The organism is Streptomyces sp. NPDC001787, from assembly GCF_040297465.1.
Classification (GTDB): Bacteria; Actinomycetota; Actinomycetes; order Streptomycetales; family Streptomycetaceae; genus Streptomyces.
In genome coordinates this window covers 194,608-208,111 of the sequence record NZ_JBEOZE010000008.1, presented here as the reverse complement: position 1 = coordinate 208,111, position 13,504 = coordinate 194,608, and the positions used below count along the sequence as shown (strand labels likewise).

17 protein-coding genes are annotated in these 13,504 nt (G+C 68.7%); 4 read left to right on the top strand and 13 right to left on the bottom strand.

Going from position 1 to position 13,504, the window contains the following annotated elements; genetic code table 11:
• Positions 1–229 precede the first annotated feature (229 nt).
• Positions 230–832 (top strand): hypothetical protein, encoded by a 603-nt coding sequence (locus ABT170_RS14450; protein WP_351867226.1) that lies wholly within the window; start codon positions 230–232, stop codon positions 830–832.
• A gap of 137 nt (positions 833–969) precedes the next feature.
• Here ABT170_RS14450 and ABT170_RS14445 read toward each other — a convergent pair whose 3' ends face one another.
• From ABT170_RS14445 to ABT170_RS14435, 3 genes are all read right to left on the bottom strand, one after another.
• On the bottom strand, positions 970–1,176 hold the full coding sequence (locus ABT170_RS14445; protein ID WP_351867223.1) for a hypothetical protein: 207 nt from the start codon (positions 1,174–1,176) through the stop codon (positions 970–972).
• Between the two features lie 731 nt (positions 1,177–1,907).
• The gene (locus ABT170_RS14440) at positions 1,908–2,366 is read right to left on the bottom strand and encodes a hypothetical protein (RefSeq protein WP_351867220.1); all 459 of its coding nucleotides are present in this window, start codon (positions 2,364–2,366) and stop codon (positions 1,908–1,910) included.
• Positions 2,367–2,532: 166 nt separating this feature from the next.
• Positions 2,533–2,997, bottom strand: a complete 465-nt coding sequence (locus ABT170_RS14435) for a DUF3592 domain-containing protein (RefSeq protein WP_351867218.1) — start codon at positions 2,995–2,997, stop codon at positions 2,533–2,535.
• Positions 2,998–3,102: 105 nt separating this feature from the next.
• Here ABT170_RS14435 and ABT170_RS14430 point away from each other — a divergent pair, with 105 nt between their 5' ends.
• Entirely contained in the window at positions 3,103–3,483 is a 381-nt protein-coding gene (locus ABT170_RS14430) for a hypothetical protein (protein ID WP_351867215.1), read from the top strand.
• Between the two features lie 92 nt (positions 3,484–3,575).
• On the opposite strand, the gene ABT170_RS14425 is transcribed toward ABT170_RS14430, so the two are convergent.
• Positions 3,576–3,983 carry a hypothetical protein gene (locus ABT170_RS14425; RefSeq protein WP_351867212.1) on the bottom strand — a complete coding sequence of 136 codons (408 nt, stop codon included), beginning with the start codon at positions 3,981–3,983 and terminating at the stop codon, positions 3,576–3,578.
• A 391-nt stretch (positions 3,984–4,374) separates the two neighbouring features.
• Between ABT170_RS14425 and ABT170_RS14420 the strand changes: the two genes are divergently transcribed.
• Positions 4,375–5,049 carry an IclR family transcriptional regulator gene (locus ABT170_RS14420; protein ID WP_351867210.1) on the top strand — a complete coding sequence of 225 codons (675 nt, stop codon included), beginning with the start codon at positions 4,375–4,377 and terminating at the stop codon, positions 5,047–5,049.
• 792 nt (positions 5,050–5,841) lie between these two features.
• Here the strand turns inward: ABT170_RS14420 and ABT170_RS14415 are convergent.
• The 9 genes from ABT170_RS14415 to ABT170_RS14375 form a co-directional block, all read right to left on the bottom strand.
• On the bottom strand, positions 5,842–6,072 hold the full coding sequence (locus ABT170_RS14415) for a hypothetical protein (RefSeq protein WP_351867207.1): 231 nt from the start codon (positions 6,070–6,072) through the stop codon (positions 5,842–5,844).
• A gap of 86 nt (positions 6,073–6,158) precedes the next feature.
• On the bottom strand, positions 6,159–6,557 hold the full coding sequence (locus ABT170_RS14410) for a hypothetical protein (RefSeq protein WP_351867204.1): 399 nt from the start codon (positions 6,555–6,557) through the stop codon (positions 6,159–6,161).
• A gap of 724 nt (positions 6,558–7,281) precedes the next feature.
• A complete protein-coding gene (locus tag ABT170_RS14405) occupies positions 7,282–7,599 on the bottom strand; it encodes a hypothetical protein (protein ID WP_351867201.1) in 318 nt (105 codons plus the stop codon).
• A 135-nt stretch (positions 7,600–7,734) separates the two neighbouring features.
• Positions 7,735–8,205 carry a hypothetical protein gene (locus ABT170_RS14400; RefSeq protein ID WP_351867199.1) on the bottom strand — a complete coding sequence of 157 codons (471 nt, stop codon included), beginning with the start codon at positions 8,203–8,205 and terminating at the stop codon, positions 7,735–7,737.
• Positions 8,202–9,227, bottom strand: a complete 1,026-nt coding sequence (locus ABT170_RS14395; RefSeq protein WP_351867197.1) for a hypothetical protein — start codon at positions 9,225–9,227, stop codon at positions 8,202–8,204. The genes ABT170_RS14400 and ABT170_RS14395 overlap by 4 nt, the downstream gene beginning before the upstream one ends.
• Before the next feature lie 371 nt (positions 9,228–9,598).
• On the bottom strand, positions 9,599–9,991 hold the full coding sequence (locus ABT170_RS14390; RefSeq protein WP_351867194.1) for a hypothetical protein: 393 nt from the start codon (positions 9,989–9,991) through the stop codon (positions 9,599–9,601).
• Positions 9,992–10,301: 310 nt separating this feature from the next.
• Positions 10,302–10,439, bottom strand: coding sequence for a hypothetical protein (locus ABT170_RS14385; protein ID WP_351867192.1), 138 nt, complete (start codon positions 10,437–10,439; stop codon positions 10,302–10,304).
• Between the two features lie 140 nt (positions 10,440–10,579).
• Positions 10,580–11,401, bottom strand: coding sequence for a hypothetical protein (locus ABT170_RS14380; protein WP_351867189.1), 822 nt, complete (start codon positions 11,399–11,401; stop codon positions 10,580–10,582).
• 531 nt (positions 11,402–11,932) lie between these two features.
• A complete protein-coding gene (locus ABT170_RS14375; protein ID WP_351867186.1) occupies positions 11,933–12,652 on the bottom strand; it encodes a TniQ family protein in 720 nt (239 codons plus the stop codon).
• Between the two features lie 67 nt (positions 12,653–12,719).
• Between ABT170_RS14375 and ABT170_RS14370 the strand changes: the two genes are divergently transcribed.
• Entirely contained in the window at positions 12,720–13,328 is a 609-nt protein-coding gene (locus tag ABT170_RS14370; RefSeq protein WP_351867183.1) for a hypothetical protein, read from the top strand.
• Positions 13,329–13,504: the final 176 nt, after the last annotated feature.

The following is a 13,504-nucleotide window of genomic DNA, read 5'->3' as shown; positions in this document are numbered from 1 at the left end:
AGGAAGCTGCACGCGCGGTCGGCGTACTCAGGCGCATCCGCCCGACGCTCTTGCCGCCCACCACGAGACACGAGAAGTCGCGTGGATGTTGTGCCGTCGCGAATCACGCCTGCGGCGCCTGACCCGGCTGCCTCTTGAGCTCCGACCCGGTGGACCGGGGGCCGGCCCCGCCGGCACCCTGACCACGCTCGGGTCCAAGGCGCGGGCGTGCCGGACCTAGGGTGATCGCATGCAAGATGACCTGGACACCTGCGAGGGCCAAAGCTCGCTGTTCGACCTGCCAGCTGCTGATGAGATGCCGGACGGCGGATGGTCGTACGAGGCGTACGTCCACTTCCTCGGTGCCCCGGACATCGCAGCGCTCCCCGGCAACCTCGAGCGATCCGGCACGGCCACCTGGGAGTGGCTGACCGGCGCTGCTCGCTGGCCCGGCGCACCGGGCGGCGCCGTACTCGTCTCCATGCAGACCGAGGAAGACATCGCTCAGGCACTGTGGGAAACGGTCGAAGCCTTGAAGGAGACCGGGCTTCGCGTCACCGAAGTGCGCGACGTCTTGCGGGTGACCTCCCCGGCCGCCGAGGCCCAGCCGGAGGACGAAGCCGCCGCCCTGGTGAACAACAAGCTAGGGCGGCGGCCTGGGCGCGAACTCCTTGTCGAGCTGGAAGACGCGCGGAGTGCCTGGCTCGAACGGGCCGGCATCACCCTCGAACGTGGCTTGGAGCAGACTGCGCAGATCCGGGTTTGGTGGGAGCAGCACCCTCTTGGTGACGACGGCTCCTCCCAGCTGCGGACGCTCACCGACCTCTACAGCCGGTGCCTGGAAGGCACCTGACACCCTCCCTCGCCTACAACTACGACCGTTGTCGCAGGGGCTTGGGCGTGCAGCTGTCTGAGTTCCACGGACTCAGACAGCTGACGAGGGCCAGCGGCTCAGCGTGGCCGCATCTCGACACGACATCAGGCATCGAGCTACGACTGCTCTTGGCCCAGATGCAGGTCCACGACGAGACGATGGCCTTCCACTGGACGGAGAAGTGCACTGAGTGCACCCAGCGCCCGGGCCAGTTCCCCGTCGTCCAGGTCGACGGCCTCGTTCGGATCGCTCTGCCCCTCGGCGTAGAGCTCTACGTCCTGGCCGACGAAGCCGGCGTGGCTCATTCCCAGCTTCGTCTCCATAGCCTCGAAAATGGCGATCGTGTAGCGGTCTCTGCCCGGCACGAGGGTGCGTACCCGACGGGCGGCTACCCGGCGCCACGCGCTCTCTTCCGCTATTGCAGCGCTCTCGCGGATTGCGGTGAGCGTCTGCGGGTCGAGAAGGGGGAGTAGGGCGCGGACTGCCCTGGTGTGCTCCGCGCGCCGTGCCGCTTGCAGGGCGACTTCAGCACAGCACTCCGACCGCCAGCACATGCATCGCTGGCAGTCTGAGCAGTCCTGAGCCCGGGGGCAGCCGCATCGGCAGTCGAAAGCCCGGCAGCCGGGCTTGTGGGTGGTCTGTTCCGGCCGTGTGGGCGCAGGGTGATCGAGTTCGGTCAGGTCACGATGTGCCTCTACGATGCCGGCCGAAAGGGGCAGGCCGTCGCGGGCCAGCATCTCAGCCACATCAGTGCACGCCTGCCGCCATATGGCACGTGCGTACGCCTCTACCTGTTCGCCGGCGAGCAGAGGGAGAAGTTCGACGGGATGGCTCTCGCGCATGGTTCTCCAGTCGGTGCAGTGTGAATCTGCCCGTCCTGAGGTGGCCGGGCAGCCGCCGACCGGTCGGTCCCGTAGAAGAGCTACCGGTTCCTGATCGACGTCTGCGCATCCCACGGCGTCAAGGGGGTGCGGTGCGAGGAACTGCGAATCCTGACGGCGTCAGCCTGGAGCGCTACCGGTTAACCACGCCCGCGCCGACATGGTGGAGAGGTTCAGCGTGCCGGGCAGTGACCGCAGGAGCAGGGGTTTGTGGCAGCGGCGGCGTGAGCCTGACGAACGGCGGAAACCGCAGCGGCGTACGACGACCGGACATATGTGCTCAGGTCCGTGGGCCCGTACGGCGCCTGGTCCGAGCCGTGGCGGCGAGCCAGGTTCGCTGCGTAGAGGGTGTTGACGGCTGCGTGCTCCAGAATCGTGGCGGTCCGCAACGCCGCTGAATCGCTGGTAGTACGCAGGTGTCTCACTGCCTCGAACAGGCTCATGGCGATGTGCCCGCCGTGCTCCCGGTCAGGGTTGAACGCTTGATCAGTGAACGGCTCGACAGTCTCGGCGATCCATCCGGCCAGGGCATCGCGAAGCTCGGCGAGGGCACGGGCTGGTGACAACTCGTGCGGTTGGGAGCCGAGGTCAGCTTCATCAGCGGGGAACAAGTGGGCCCTGTAATCGAACATGCGGTTGTGGAGGTCCTTCAGATGTGGCTGCCCGGCGGAACGTGCCAGCCAGAGTCGGAGGCGACAGGCGAGTGCCTAGTGCGATCGTGACAGTCAATCCGGCCAGTGGCTCAAAGGGGAGATGTTGCGAAATCCCGGAGGGTCGCCCTCTCTCCAGCCCTCCGGTTCAGAGCCTGTTTGACCAGGCCCCGAGCAAGAACCCCAAGCCGATCACGACGAATAGCACACCCTGGGCGACGAAGAGCCACCAGAAGCCGTTGCCCTCAGCAGGGAGCATCCAGCGTGACGGATCCTTCGGGTCGTAGCGGAGCTCGACGCGAGCACCGACGGGGAGGGTCTTCTTCTTGGGGCGAGCTATGTCCGCCCTGGTCTCCATCGCTTCGCCATCGCCCGTGCTCCATGCGATGACTGGGTAGTACACGGCGGTCCCGGAGCTGCGGCTGGTACTCATGGAGTCCGCGCCTGGTGCGATACGAGCCTGCTCATGGCGGGTCACCACACCCCGCGCTGCCGAGCCTTCCCGAAGCAGGCGCCGAGTGCGTCGAATCTTGAGGGACGCAACGACGCCGACAACAGCCCCCGCGGTCGTGAAAAGCAGTGCGGCGAGGAATAGGCCCTGGGAAGGAGACATAGGCTTCATGATCGCGCACCGAGCGGACAGGACAGCGGGCGATGGTGTCCGCTTTCACCGGCACAGTCTTGGCGACAGTCGTCCCGCTGTGAACAGGAGCAAGCCGTGCCAGTGCCCCACTTCATCAAGCGCTCCCTCCCTGTCGCTCTGGGAAGCGCGCTCGCGGTTGCCGCGATCTCCGCCACGCCCGCGTCCGCAAGCTCCGGCTGGTGGTACTCCAGCGGTAACGGCGCCTCGGGCTACTACAACCACGTCAACGGCAGGGTGACGGCCTGCGACATCAAGACCGACGGCTACAAGGCGGCCGTCCAGATCCTGAGGATGGACGGCTCGGTGATCACCACCGTCACCGATTCCTACAACAACGGCAGCTGCTCCTGGCGGACCCCCACCCTGTTCGAGGGCCGCCACAAGATCCGTGTCTGCGTTCAGAAGAGCGGCGCGCGCCCTGTGAACTGCAGTCCCGCGCACGAGTTCAGCGTCTGAGCGTCGGCCTGCTGGGCCTCGGGCCCGCCGAGGTGGAAAGCTGACCCACACAGCGGCCGGGGCACGGCCCTGGCCGTGCCCCGGCCGCTGCTTCAAGCCCGTGCCCTCGTGACGACTATGTGGAGCTCGTCGTCTTCATGGGCTGGCGGCGTGAGCTCAGTGAGTGCGTCCAGCGATTTCACCAGCTCCGGGTCGTTCCTGGAGTCGTAGGACGCGAGGGGGACGTCCTCTCCGTCGGAACTGCTGCCCAGGAAGGTCACCTTCTGATCGGACCACTGGGGGCCGTTCTTGCTGTCCTCCGCCTGGAAGACCACCGTGCACACGGCCGGGACCTTCTCCGCCGCCCACTGGGCGAGGTAGTCCTGGTGAGCACGCTCGGCGGCGATACCCGCAGCGTGCCAGTCCTCCAGGAGCGTGTGCCGCGCGGCGGCGGAGGGCAGGGTGGCTTCGGCTGCCGTCCCTCCGGAAGTGGGAATTGGTCCGGGATTCACGTTGGTCATCGGGGCTCCTGTGCGCTGGGGAAGGCTGGGCAAGCCTGAGTAGAACGGGCGATGCCGCACATACCATCACCGTGCGAGATCCCTCTGCCCAGCGCCTGTCCTTTGCCGCCGATGAGAGCGTTGCTCCGGCATCTACTCGGCTCCCAGGCCTCCGTCGGTCCCGCAGGCCGGCGTGTACGACACCACCCACAGAGCAGCTGCTCAGGACGGTAGAAGCCAGTGTCCGGTCTCGTTGGCACTCTCGGGTCACGACCTTCAACCAGTCGCGTCACCGTGCGAATCGAGTTGGTGCCCCATGCCTGTTCTTGCAGCTCAACAGCCTGTGACCGCAGCGGCGGCCACCACACAACCCAATCGGTCCGCCAGGGCGTTCGGTCGAGTCTTGCGTGCCTTGGCACAGCTGGGCGCCGACCTTGAGCACCAGGTCGCCGACGTCGCACACTCTGCCGGGCTGCGCCCCGGCCATGCCTCCCGCCTGCTGCTGACTGCTGTCGAAGAAGGCTTTGCCGAACCCGGCGAGCGCTACGGCACCTACCGGTTGACCTGCGACGCCGCAGTCCTGCTCGGCCCTGCCCCAGTACGGACCAGCACTCCAGAGATCACCGAGACGCTACGCGCCCTGCACAGGGACACGAACCTGGCGACGGCGTGGCACGTCCCAGGCTGGCGTCCTGGGGCCGGCCTGCACCTCGACCTGGTCGACGTGGTCAGCCCCCGGCTGGCGCTGCGCCTCGACGCGGCCCAGCAGGATGGCGACCTTTCCCGGACAGCCGCCGGCCGGATCGCCCTGGCCTTCCTGCCGCCGCAGATGACCAGCACCGCCGACGGCCGGCCCCTGCGCTTGTGCGAGGACCTCGCGCGAACTGTGACGAGCAGCAGAATCGCTGCCAGTCGCACGAGCTCCACCCACAGCCTGGCAACCGCGGTCCTTCGCGGCGACGCTCTGGTCGCTACCCTCACCGTCACCGGCACCCCTGACCAGTTCACCGACGACCTCATCGTCCAGGAACACGCGGTTCTCCTACGCCGCGCCGCCGCGCGCAGCAGTCAGTCACGTGCCGCCTGACCAACCGGGACACGTCCGATTCCCCGTACCGGAGACAACGCCGCGAGACGTGAATCTCCAGGGCGGGAATTGCAGCCGCACGCCCGCCTTCCGCTTTCTACTGTGGCGCCACCCTCATCCAGAGGGCCCGCCAACAGGAGGTGTCGCATGCGCTCCATCCGTAAGACCTCGGTCCGTCGTCCCTGCCGGTTCTCCCGACCGGTCTGACCCATCGGCACACGCCGTGATGCAGGCGGCCGGACCTCTCCAGGTCCGGCCGCCTTCGCGTGTCCCTCCCGTGCCGTTTCGTCCACCTCGCTCCCGAGCGGGCCCCAGTGCCCACCGTGAGCCCAAACGCACCGTCCAGCCTGCGTAGGCCGACTCCCACAGTGTCGAAGGAGGAACCGTGACGTCGAAGTTTCTGAATCTGCCCTGGCCCGACTCGAACCGTCGCCGAGGTCTGCAGCCCGACCACACCGACCGGGAAGGCCAGCCCCCCACTCCAGATGAAGGGAACACCAGCCGGCCTGTCGAAGCCTCCGACAGGACAGCTCGGACCGGTACAGGACTCCCTGCTCAGCCGTAGGTACTTCGCGATGAGAGGGCCCCGTGAAACTGACGCAGAAGCTCAGCCGTACGACCAAGCTGGCCGCCGGGGCCACCGCTGCCCTGCTAAGCAAGTACATCGACTGATCACCAGGCGCAGCTCACGACGAGATACGCCCGCAGCCATGTGGCTGCGGGCGTATTCCTGTTCAGACCGGCGGACCACTCGCCCTCCTCACGGTGGTACCCCGCTCGAGGTTGCTCCGATCACGACGGGTCGACGAAGACCATGACGTCTGCGTGGACGTCCGCCATGCTCAGGTAGTCATCTCGCTGATGAACAGGGCAGACCAGCACCGAGACGATGTCGGTTCCCTGGCGGCGCACGACCCGCTGCGCTCCGCGCAGCGCACTGCTCTTACGCGTGTAGGAGCCTCCGACGAACGCGGTCCGGGTCGTGTGGTTGACGACTATCTGTGTGTGCGGCTGGTCTTGCATCTCGCTGCCTCTCGGAGTCCTTGGGACGGGCGGTACCGGCTCGTGGTGACCGGCCCTGCCTTGGGCTGTCACCACGAGCCGGGTCGTCACGCCTGGGGCGTGAGAGAGAACCACTCACTGCCGACACCGGTGACGATCTCCATGGCCGCCCGATGCTGCGGAAGACCGGAGTCGCCATGGCTATGCGGTCGGTGGACGCGCATCTCTCGCACGGTGACGGGCTTGCCGTGGACGACGATCAGGTCACCGGGCTGCAGGTCCGGGTCGGAGGCGGGCTTGACGAGCTTGGCCAGCTCGGCCTCCGCCTGGTGGGCGCGGACCCAGTCGATCAGGTCGTCGAAGACGGTGTCGATCTCGCTGCGCTCGGAGTGGTGGCGCTCGAAGTAGTCCTTATCGGCGTCGTAGGCGACGGTGCCGCGCGCCGAGTCCAGCTTCTCGACGAGCTGGCTGATGTCGACGGTGCTGCCGGGCTTGGGGCGGTTCATCGGTACGTACTCCCTGCTGTGCGGGCCGGGGAAGCGCTGGAGTCTTCCCTCCTCGGTGGCCGCAGTGAACCGCTCCAGGCCGGTGAGCAGCGAGGATCCGCGAGTTCGTGCGGATGGCGGCGGCGGAGACCTGTGTCAGCCGCCGTACCGTCAGGACAGGGAGCGGATGAGCCGCTGGTCCATGGCGCCGCGGCCCGGGCTGTGGGTCCGGCTTGGAGTAGGCCGGACCAGAGACAAACCCTGCCGCGCCGGTGCTGGCAGCCGGCGTACGCAGCAGGCATGGGACGCTGCGGTCATCAGCGGGTCCGGTCGGGCAGGCGAGCGTGGCACCATGCGCAGCGAGTGGCACTCAGATGTCGGAGGGGCCAGTGTCGGCCGTTGCTGGTGCTTGGGCAGCGGCGAGTGACGCGCAGAACGTCAAGCGCTTCCATCGCGGGCCCCATCAGCCGACAGTTGTGGCTGAGCTCATGGCCCGGTAGGCCTGCGATCCGGCGGGCATGCTCGGCCAAGGTGTCGCGCTCACGCCGGACCAGAGCTAGCTCCTCCGTCATCGCCCGGACTAGATCAGCGGCAGACGTCTGCCCCAGCCTGTCCAGGTGCTCGGCCAAACCGAGGGGATCAAGCGCCGCGGTCACGCCGTCCGTCTCAGGGTCTTTGCGTTCCTGCGGACGTTTGGTCATCACAGGCGGCCTCTGGGGAACGGCGAACTCCTGCTCCGTGCGGCTCACGAGCCGCACCCCGGCCCGCAGCGGTGACGGCCAATGCCGCGCCACCACCCCCAGTACAGGCGCCCCACCCGCATCCTCACCGTCCGCGCAAGCCGAGCCGGGCCGTGGATGCCGAGAAGGAATTCCATCGTGACCCCGGCCTCCTCGGCGATACAGGCGAGGTCGGTCGTGCTGGGCGTGAGCGTGCCGTCGTGCAAGGCCGGCAGCTCCTCATACTGGAGCGGGCGTCCTTGGGACGCTCGTTCGATGACGAGAGCCCGAATCCGGTCGAGGATCGCCTCCTCGCTGCGGGCGACAGACGCGATGCGCTTCATGGGGTGTGGGTGTCTCCTTGACTCATGGCGGGCTGAGAGGTCCGAGGAGACCTGGTGCGGCCTGGGTACGTCACGCGCTGGCGAATCCTGGGTTCATGCAGCCGTACTAGGTCCACCGGCCCCGCCTCTGCGGGATCACTCGGCGTCGTCAGCCAGCCGCCACAGCGGACAGTCGGTGATCATCGGCGTGGCGGCTCCGACGGCACAGCCCTCGGGGACTTCTGGACAGTTGCAGTACGGATCACCCCAGCAGCCGCCCGCAGCCTCACCCGGCTCGTGGTGCTCGCACGTCTTGCAGGACCGCACCTCGGGATTGCTCCAGCAGCGGGCGACGTGCGCGGCGGCGGCGGGCTTCTTGGCCCAGGTACGGCGGCAGTGCGGGCACTGGTGGCGTACGACGGTGACCGGGAGGGTCACGGCAGTCGGAAGGCGGGCCGCTTGCAGTGCGGAGCGTTCCTCGTCGGCGGCCTCCAGTAGTACGCGGACGAGCCAGTCGACGTATGGGGTGGCGGTGAGCAGTGCAAGGAACGGCCTTCGGCCGGTAGGGGAGCCGTCGGTGTGGTCCACGGGGAAGCCTTCCTTCTCATGCGCGGACTGCTGCTTCATCGGCCTTGGCTGCCGTCGAGGCTGCTGAGGGCGATGGTTTGCGCCTGTACCAGCAGGGCGCGGCAGTCTTCGCCGCTGGAGCCGACAGTGATCGGAGCGCCAACTGCTGTGACCAGCTCCCACCCCTCACGGGTGGGCCGGAGGATCAAGCAGGGCTCGCGGCGGGCCCCGAAGCGCAGCTCGGTGCAGGGCGGTATGACCTGGATGTTCATGTCGGGGAGCATGCGGTCCGTGCGGGACGCTGGCCGTACGGCACTGCCTATGGAGTTGAAGGACCTGGCCAGGGCCGCGGTCCCTTCCTGCGTGGTCAGCGAGACGTTCCACGCGATGTTGCAGGTGCGGACGGGACGGCGAGGGTTGGTGGTCGGAGGGTGGTCGGGGCACCACAGCTGAGAAGAAAGGCTCTGGAGCCATGCGGTCATGACTTCCCGGGCGTACCGCTTGGAAGGGTGGTCGTGACCGCGTATCCACCAGCGAAGGACGCCGGCAAAGCCGTCCTCAGCCAGTGCGTCGGCTAGCTGCCGGTGAACAATCCGCTCCTCCAGCAGCTCGACTTCCGCCTGGCGGCGGCTCTTACGCTGCTCAGCGACGACCAGCCGAGCGCGAGCCGCCGCTAGCTCGTCCTCTAGCTCCTTCACGGTGTGCGCGGATGACTGAGACGCGTCGAGCTGCGCGACCTCGGCACCGATGCTCTCTACCAAGGTGCCGCGCAGTTCCTGGGGCACGTCGGGGCGGACGGCAATGAGGATGCGGACGCCGGGGCCGTTCAGCGTCTTGGAGAGCGGTTCCAGGCCGTCGGCGCCGAGAACGACGGACCACTGGGAGAGGTCGGGAGCGTTGTTGATCAGGTCGTAGATCTTCTGCTGCGCCTGGCGGAACTGCTCCTGGTTGAGCTCCGCCCAGCGGAGGTTGCCCTCCATCTGCTCGCCGACACCCATGATGTCGGGATCCTGGGTGAGAGTGCCGCGCTGGCGGGCAGCCTCGGCGCGGAGGTCGTCATCGGTGTACGGGGCGGTGCTCATGTACGCCTTCCTTGAAGAGAGGCCGACGGTTGCTGCGGCCGTGGTCACTGAAGCCGACCGCAGCCGCAGCGTCGCCTGGCCGCGAATCTGGTCGGCCGGGTGCGGTCGGCGGCGGGGCAGCAGCAGCGGGTGCGGCCCTGTCGGCGCGGCACTGTGTCAGGGACGTTGGGTGGCCGCCGTGAGCCTGCTGCAGGGAACGGACAGCCGTCCCTGAGTGGGGGCAGGGCCGTGTGACACCTTGTGTCGCCTCGACGAGGAGACGTGGCCAGTCGACTGCCGCCGCGGTGAATTTGGGATTGCGTGCGGACGGTGGGCGCTCCAGGGCCCCGGACGTGGACTCTGGAGGACCTGGAGCGCCGAGTTGTAGAGGACTACAGCGAGGGCGTCGGGGCGGTGCCGTAGTGGTGGGCGAGCTTGTCGGTTACCTCGCGGGCGCACCGGACTGCGTCGACCACTGCGTCGAGGTCGCCCGATGTGCCGTCGACCAGGGTGGTGAGGTAGTCGCCGGTGGCGTCGTGCAGGTGCGCGGACCAGGGTTCACGGTGCTCGGAGGCGGGGCGGTCGGCACGCTCGCCGGCGTACATCAGGACATGCGGGCCGTCATAGGCGGCATCCTCGTTGTCCGGGGCGCCGGGAAGTGCGGCCATGATCAGGAAGGTCATCCCTCCCTCAGTACCAGGGAAGGCGTAGCGGCCGACGGCAGCCAGAGCTGCGCGCAGCAGTTCGCCTTCGGTGGGCACGCTCTGGTGGGGCACTTCATTCATCGTGTCTCCGCTCCGCGGGTGGTGAGTGCCGGCGGAGCCTTGGTGCAGCGCCGGCAGGACGGCCGCAGTGAACAGGGCGGGTGCGGAAAGGGCGACGATCGGCGAATCCGCCGGCGGGCTGGTCTGCCGCGCGCAGGGTCGGGGTCAGCTGGTGACGCTGCACCCCGACGTTCCACCAGGAGCCCGGGGGGAGAGCGCCGCGAAGGCGGCGGTGATCTCCGTTGGCGCGCTGGTGATGCGGATGTACGTCTCGACCGCCAGATGGCCGCCATAGGCCATGCGCCACATTCGTGAGACTGCTGTGGGCGGGTTACGCGATTCCGTTCTTGGAGACCGTGTAGCGGAAGCCGCAGGCCGAGATGATGACGAACTCGGTCCCGCGCGGCGAGGTGTACGGAACCCAGGTTGCGTCCTCGTCCCTCAACAGCCCGAGGGCATCCCTGAACACGACCTCCTGGGCCCAGGGCGGCATCTCCTCGAGCGGCTTGCCCTCCTCCGCGGTCCCAGAGGACGTGCGCCCGCACTGACGCTTTGCCGTGGAGAGGGCGGGGCCGGTTGTGGGAGCTGCGGCTCCGGTAGTCAGGGGGCTCATTCGGCGGCTTCCTGCTTCTGGGGGTCGGTAATGGGGGAGAGGAGGGCGCGCATTTCGCGCACGTAGTGGATGCGGTGCTCGTTCCACCGGTGCCGTGCCGCGACGTTCTTGAGCGTGTCGTCGTCCCAGCCGATGAGGACGGCCCACAGATAGGCGTCGTGCCGGTCGGCGGACCAGTCACGGGTGTCGCCGACGCCCGCGCGCATCATGTTGCAGACGGCGTTGACGGCCCGTGCGATCCCGCCGAAGGTATTCCGGTGCCAGTCCCAGGCCTTGTACATGGCCTGCGCCGCCTCGCGGGTCTCGGCTCGGTCGTGCTCGGTGTCCTCCAGGTCTTCGTAAAGCTCCGCCAGGCTGGCCTCCGTGTGCTCGTCCAGCGACAGCCGACCGGGTGTTTCAGCGAGCGTTACAGGCGCAGCGAGCTCCCCGGCTGCGAGCAGGAGGTGTTCCTCCCACAGCGGCCGCAGAAGACCACCGTAGCTCTGAGAGCGGGACATCCAGCCGCATGCGCAGGCCACCATCCAGCGGCCGTTGGGCACGTCGACGGTGCGGGGCAGGTGCTCGGTGACGACGCCGACATGATCGGGGCAGAGGGAGCCGGTCGAGGGACCACGGGTGACCTGACGCCAGCCGGCACCGGACCAGGAAGGACGGGCTGGCTCCCGCCCGTCCATGCGGGCCGCCATGTCGAACTCCCGGAGACATCCCGGGTAGAGGCACTGGCGGAGAGACGGCTGGTTGCGGAACGCCGTGGCCTCGGCGATGAGATCGGCCAGCTGTTCTTCAGTGAGCGTGGCCAGGGTCGGCTGGTCGGTCACGGGCTGTTCCTCTCAAGGCGGGCGGGATAACGGGAAGCAGCTAACCGCGAGCTGGGGACGCGGGCAGTCGTGCCGCGAGTTTGCGTGCTTCCACCACGGCCTTCAGAACGGCCCGGCTCAGGTACTGGAACGTGTCAGCGGTCGGCGACATGCGGTACTCAGTGCAGCCGCCCCTGGCGGGAAGCGTCAGGGGACGTTGCGGGCCCGAGTGAGTCTGCCGCAGGGAGCGGACAGCTGTGCTTCGTAGTTGGGGAGTAGGACCATGCCTCCGAGGCCGGTCCGCTCGAAGCCGTCGCTCGGCCGGTGTTCGGTTGGCGGGCAGGTCTCCGCCTTGACCTGCGTCAGCGGGGGAGCGGAAGGAAAGCCGGCGGCCCGGGGTCTGTAGCGGTGACGCGTCCCGGTGGCTGGTCCGGTTTGTCGATAGCGCCATCTCCGCTGAGAAGGCAGAGGAGGCTGGTCATGGCCCCGCAATGTCGGGGCCCGGCGGCGTTCCACCCAACTGCTGAGACCCGACGTCACCTGGTTGCCCTGCTACGCGCGCGGCGGCGCGTCCGGGTCGTCGCCCTGCTCAATGCCGAGGGCCTGGGCGACCGCCTTGAACACCTCGGGGTCGATGGACGGCCGAGGGAAGTCGTCCTGCCAGTCGAGATCGGCGATCGGCCAGTCGGGATCGACGATGATCGGACGGTAGGAGCCGGAGAGCAAATCGCTGGCGAGCAGGCCGGGCGGGAGCGGGAGCCGCTCGTCTGCTTCGGCGAACAGCCCGGCGAGCTCGGGCTCCCCCACGGTCTTGCCCGCGCCGCCACGCCGGAAGTTCTTCGTGTGCAGGTGGCGGCGCACTAGGTCCTCAAGCTCCTCGTGCTGCTGGGCGGGAGTACGTGGGGCGGTCAGGGCGCGGGCCTGCTGCGGGGTCATGCCGGTGGCCGCGACGAGCGCCTTCACCGCGGCGTCGGGCAGGCCGTCGGCGAGCTGGTCCAGACGCTCGGTCGCTGAGGCGCCGGGCTCCAGACCGAGGAGCTCCATAGCCCGGTGCCGCTGAACTCCGGCGGCAACGGCGACGCGCTTCACGTAGCCCTCAAGCCGCTCACCGGGCCGGGGCCGGGGAGCGCCGGCGATCCGGGAGGGGAGGCCAGGGCGCGGGCCGGAGCGGGCGGCGACGGCGGCGCGGGCCTGGGCCAGGGTGACGCCGGGGTGGGCCCGCTTGTACGCGCGTACGGCACGGTCCTGCTCACGGCGGCGGGGGTTGGTCATGACGTCTCGTCCTTGTCCAGCCTGCTGCCCCACACGCGTCGGCCGTCCAGGAGGAGGGCATGACGAGTTGGCTCGCGCGAGTCTCAGACGTCTGCGGTCCCCGTCGACGGTGTGGGCGTCGAGGTCGGTGTGGACCGGGCGCGGCGCGGTTGCCCTTTCCTACGCCCACTATCGTAGCGGTGAGGGCGGCGGGGACGACGAAGCCCTCACCGAGACGGTCCTGCGTGAGGCCGCCCCTGCCGCTACCGCCCGCTGGGGCGAGCAGACGTGGCAGGAACACCACCCCCGGTGGGCAGCGGCCGACGCCCGCACCCGCAAGGACAGCCTCGCCCCCTGGCGGCACCTGATCGAGGAGACGCTCCAGCCCGCCGACCCGGCCGCCACAGCCCGGTTCCTGCTCGCCCATCTGGACGCGCCCGAGGACACCCCCATCGCGCTCGCGATCGCGCACGTCGACAACACCCTTGCCGACGAGCAGCACCACCTCGCCGACGTGCGCGACGCCCTTCGCGCCGAGGGCATCCCCGCGCTCACCGTCCTGCCGGACCTGCCCGAACACTCCGAACGAGAAGACGCGCTGCAGGCCCCGGCCCGCCCCTCTGCCCAGGAATCCGCAGCCGCCAACCGGCTGGCCCTGGTGATGGCCGACCTACTCGTGACCCGGACATCCTCGTGAGCACGCTCCGCGTCCCCCGTCGGGCATGTCCGACGGGGGACGCGGCTGCGCACTGCCGACGGACTGACCCGCACGCGCCCACGGCGTACGCCGCCGGGCCAGCGGGGACCCCCCGGAGGGACTCCTCCGGGGGTCCCCGCTGAAGGCCAGCTTCAGCTGACCCGCTCGTCGTTCCA

Coding starts and splice junctions, on each gene's coding strand:
- ABT170_RS14450 (WP_351867226.1), top strand. CDS start 230: ATGCAAGATGACCTGGACACCTGCGAGGGCCAAAGCTCGCTGTTCGAC.
- ABT170_RS14445 (WP_351867223.1), bottom strand. CDS start 1,176: ATGGAGACGAAGCTGGGAATGAGCCACGCCGGCTTCGTCGGCCAGGAC.
- ABT170_RS14440 (WP_351867220.1), bottom strand. CDS start 2,366: ATGTTCGATTACAGGGCCCACTTGTTCCCCGCTGATGAAGCTGACCTC.
- ABT170_RS14435 (WP_351867218.1), bottom strand. CDS start 2,997: ATGTCTCCTTCCCAGGGCCTATTCCTCGCCGCACTGCTTTTCACGACC.
- ABT170_RS14425 (WP_351867212.1), bottom strand. CDS start 3,983: ATGACCAACGTGAATCCCGGACCAATTCCCACTTCCGGAGGGACGGCA.
- ABT170_RS14415 (WP_351867207.1), bottom strand. CDS start 6,072: ATGCAAGACCAGCCGCACACACAGATAGTCGTCAACCACACGACCCGG.
- ABT170_RS14410 (WP_351867204.1), bottom strand. CDS start 6,557: ATGAACCGCCCCAAGCCCGGCAGCACCGTCGACATCAGCCAGCTCGTC.
- ABT170_RS14405 (WP_351867201.1), bottom strand. CDS start 7,599: ATGAAGCGCATCGCGTCTGTCGCCCGCAGCGAGGAGGCGATCCTCGAC.
- ABT170_RS14400 (WP_351867199.1), bottom strand. CDS start 8,205: ATGAAGCAGCAGTCCGCGCATGAGAAGGAAGGCTTCCCCGTGGACCAC.
- ABT170_RS14395 (WP_351867197.1), bottom strand. CDS start 9,227: ATGAGCACCGCCCCGTACACCGATGACGACCTCCGCGCCGAGGCTGCC.
- ABT170_RS14390 (WP_351867194.1), bottom strand. CDS start 9,991: ATGAATGAAGTGCCCCACCAGAGCGTGCCCACCGAAGGCGAACTGCTG.
- ABT170_RS14375 (WP_351867186.1), bottom strand. CDS start 12,652: ATGACCAACCCCCGCCGCCGTGAGCAGGACCGTGCCGTACGCGCGTAC.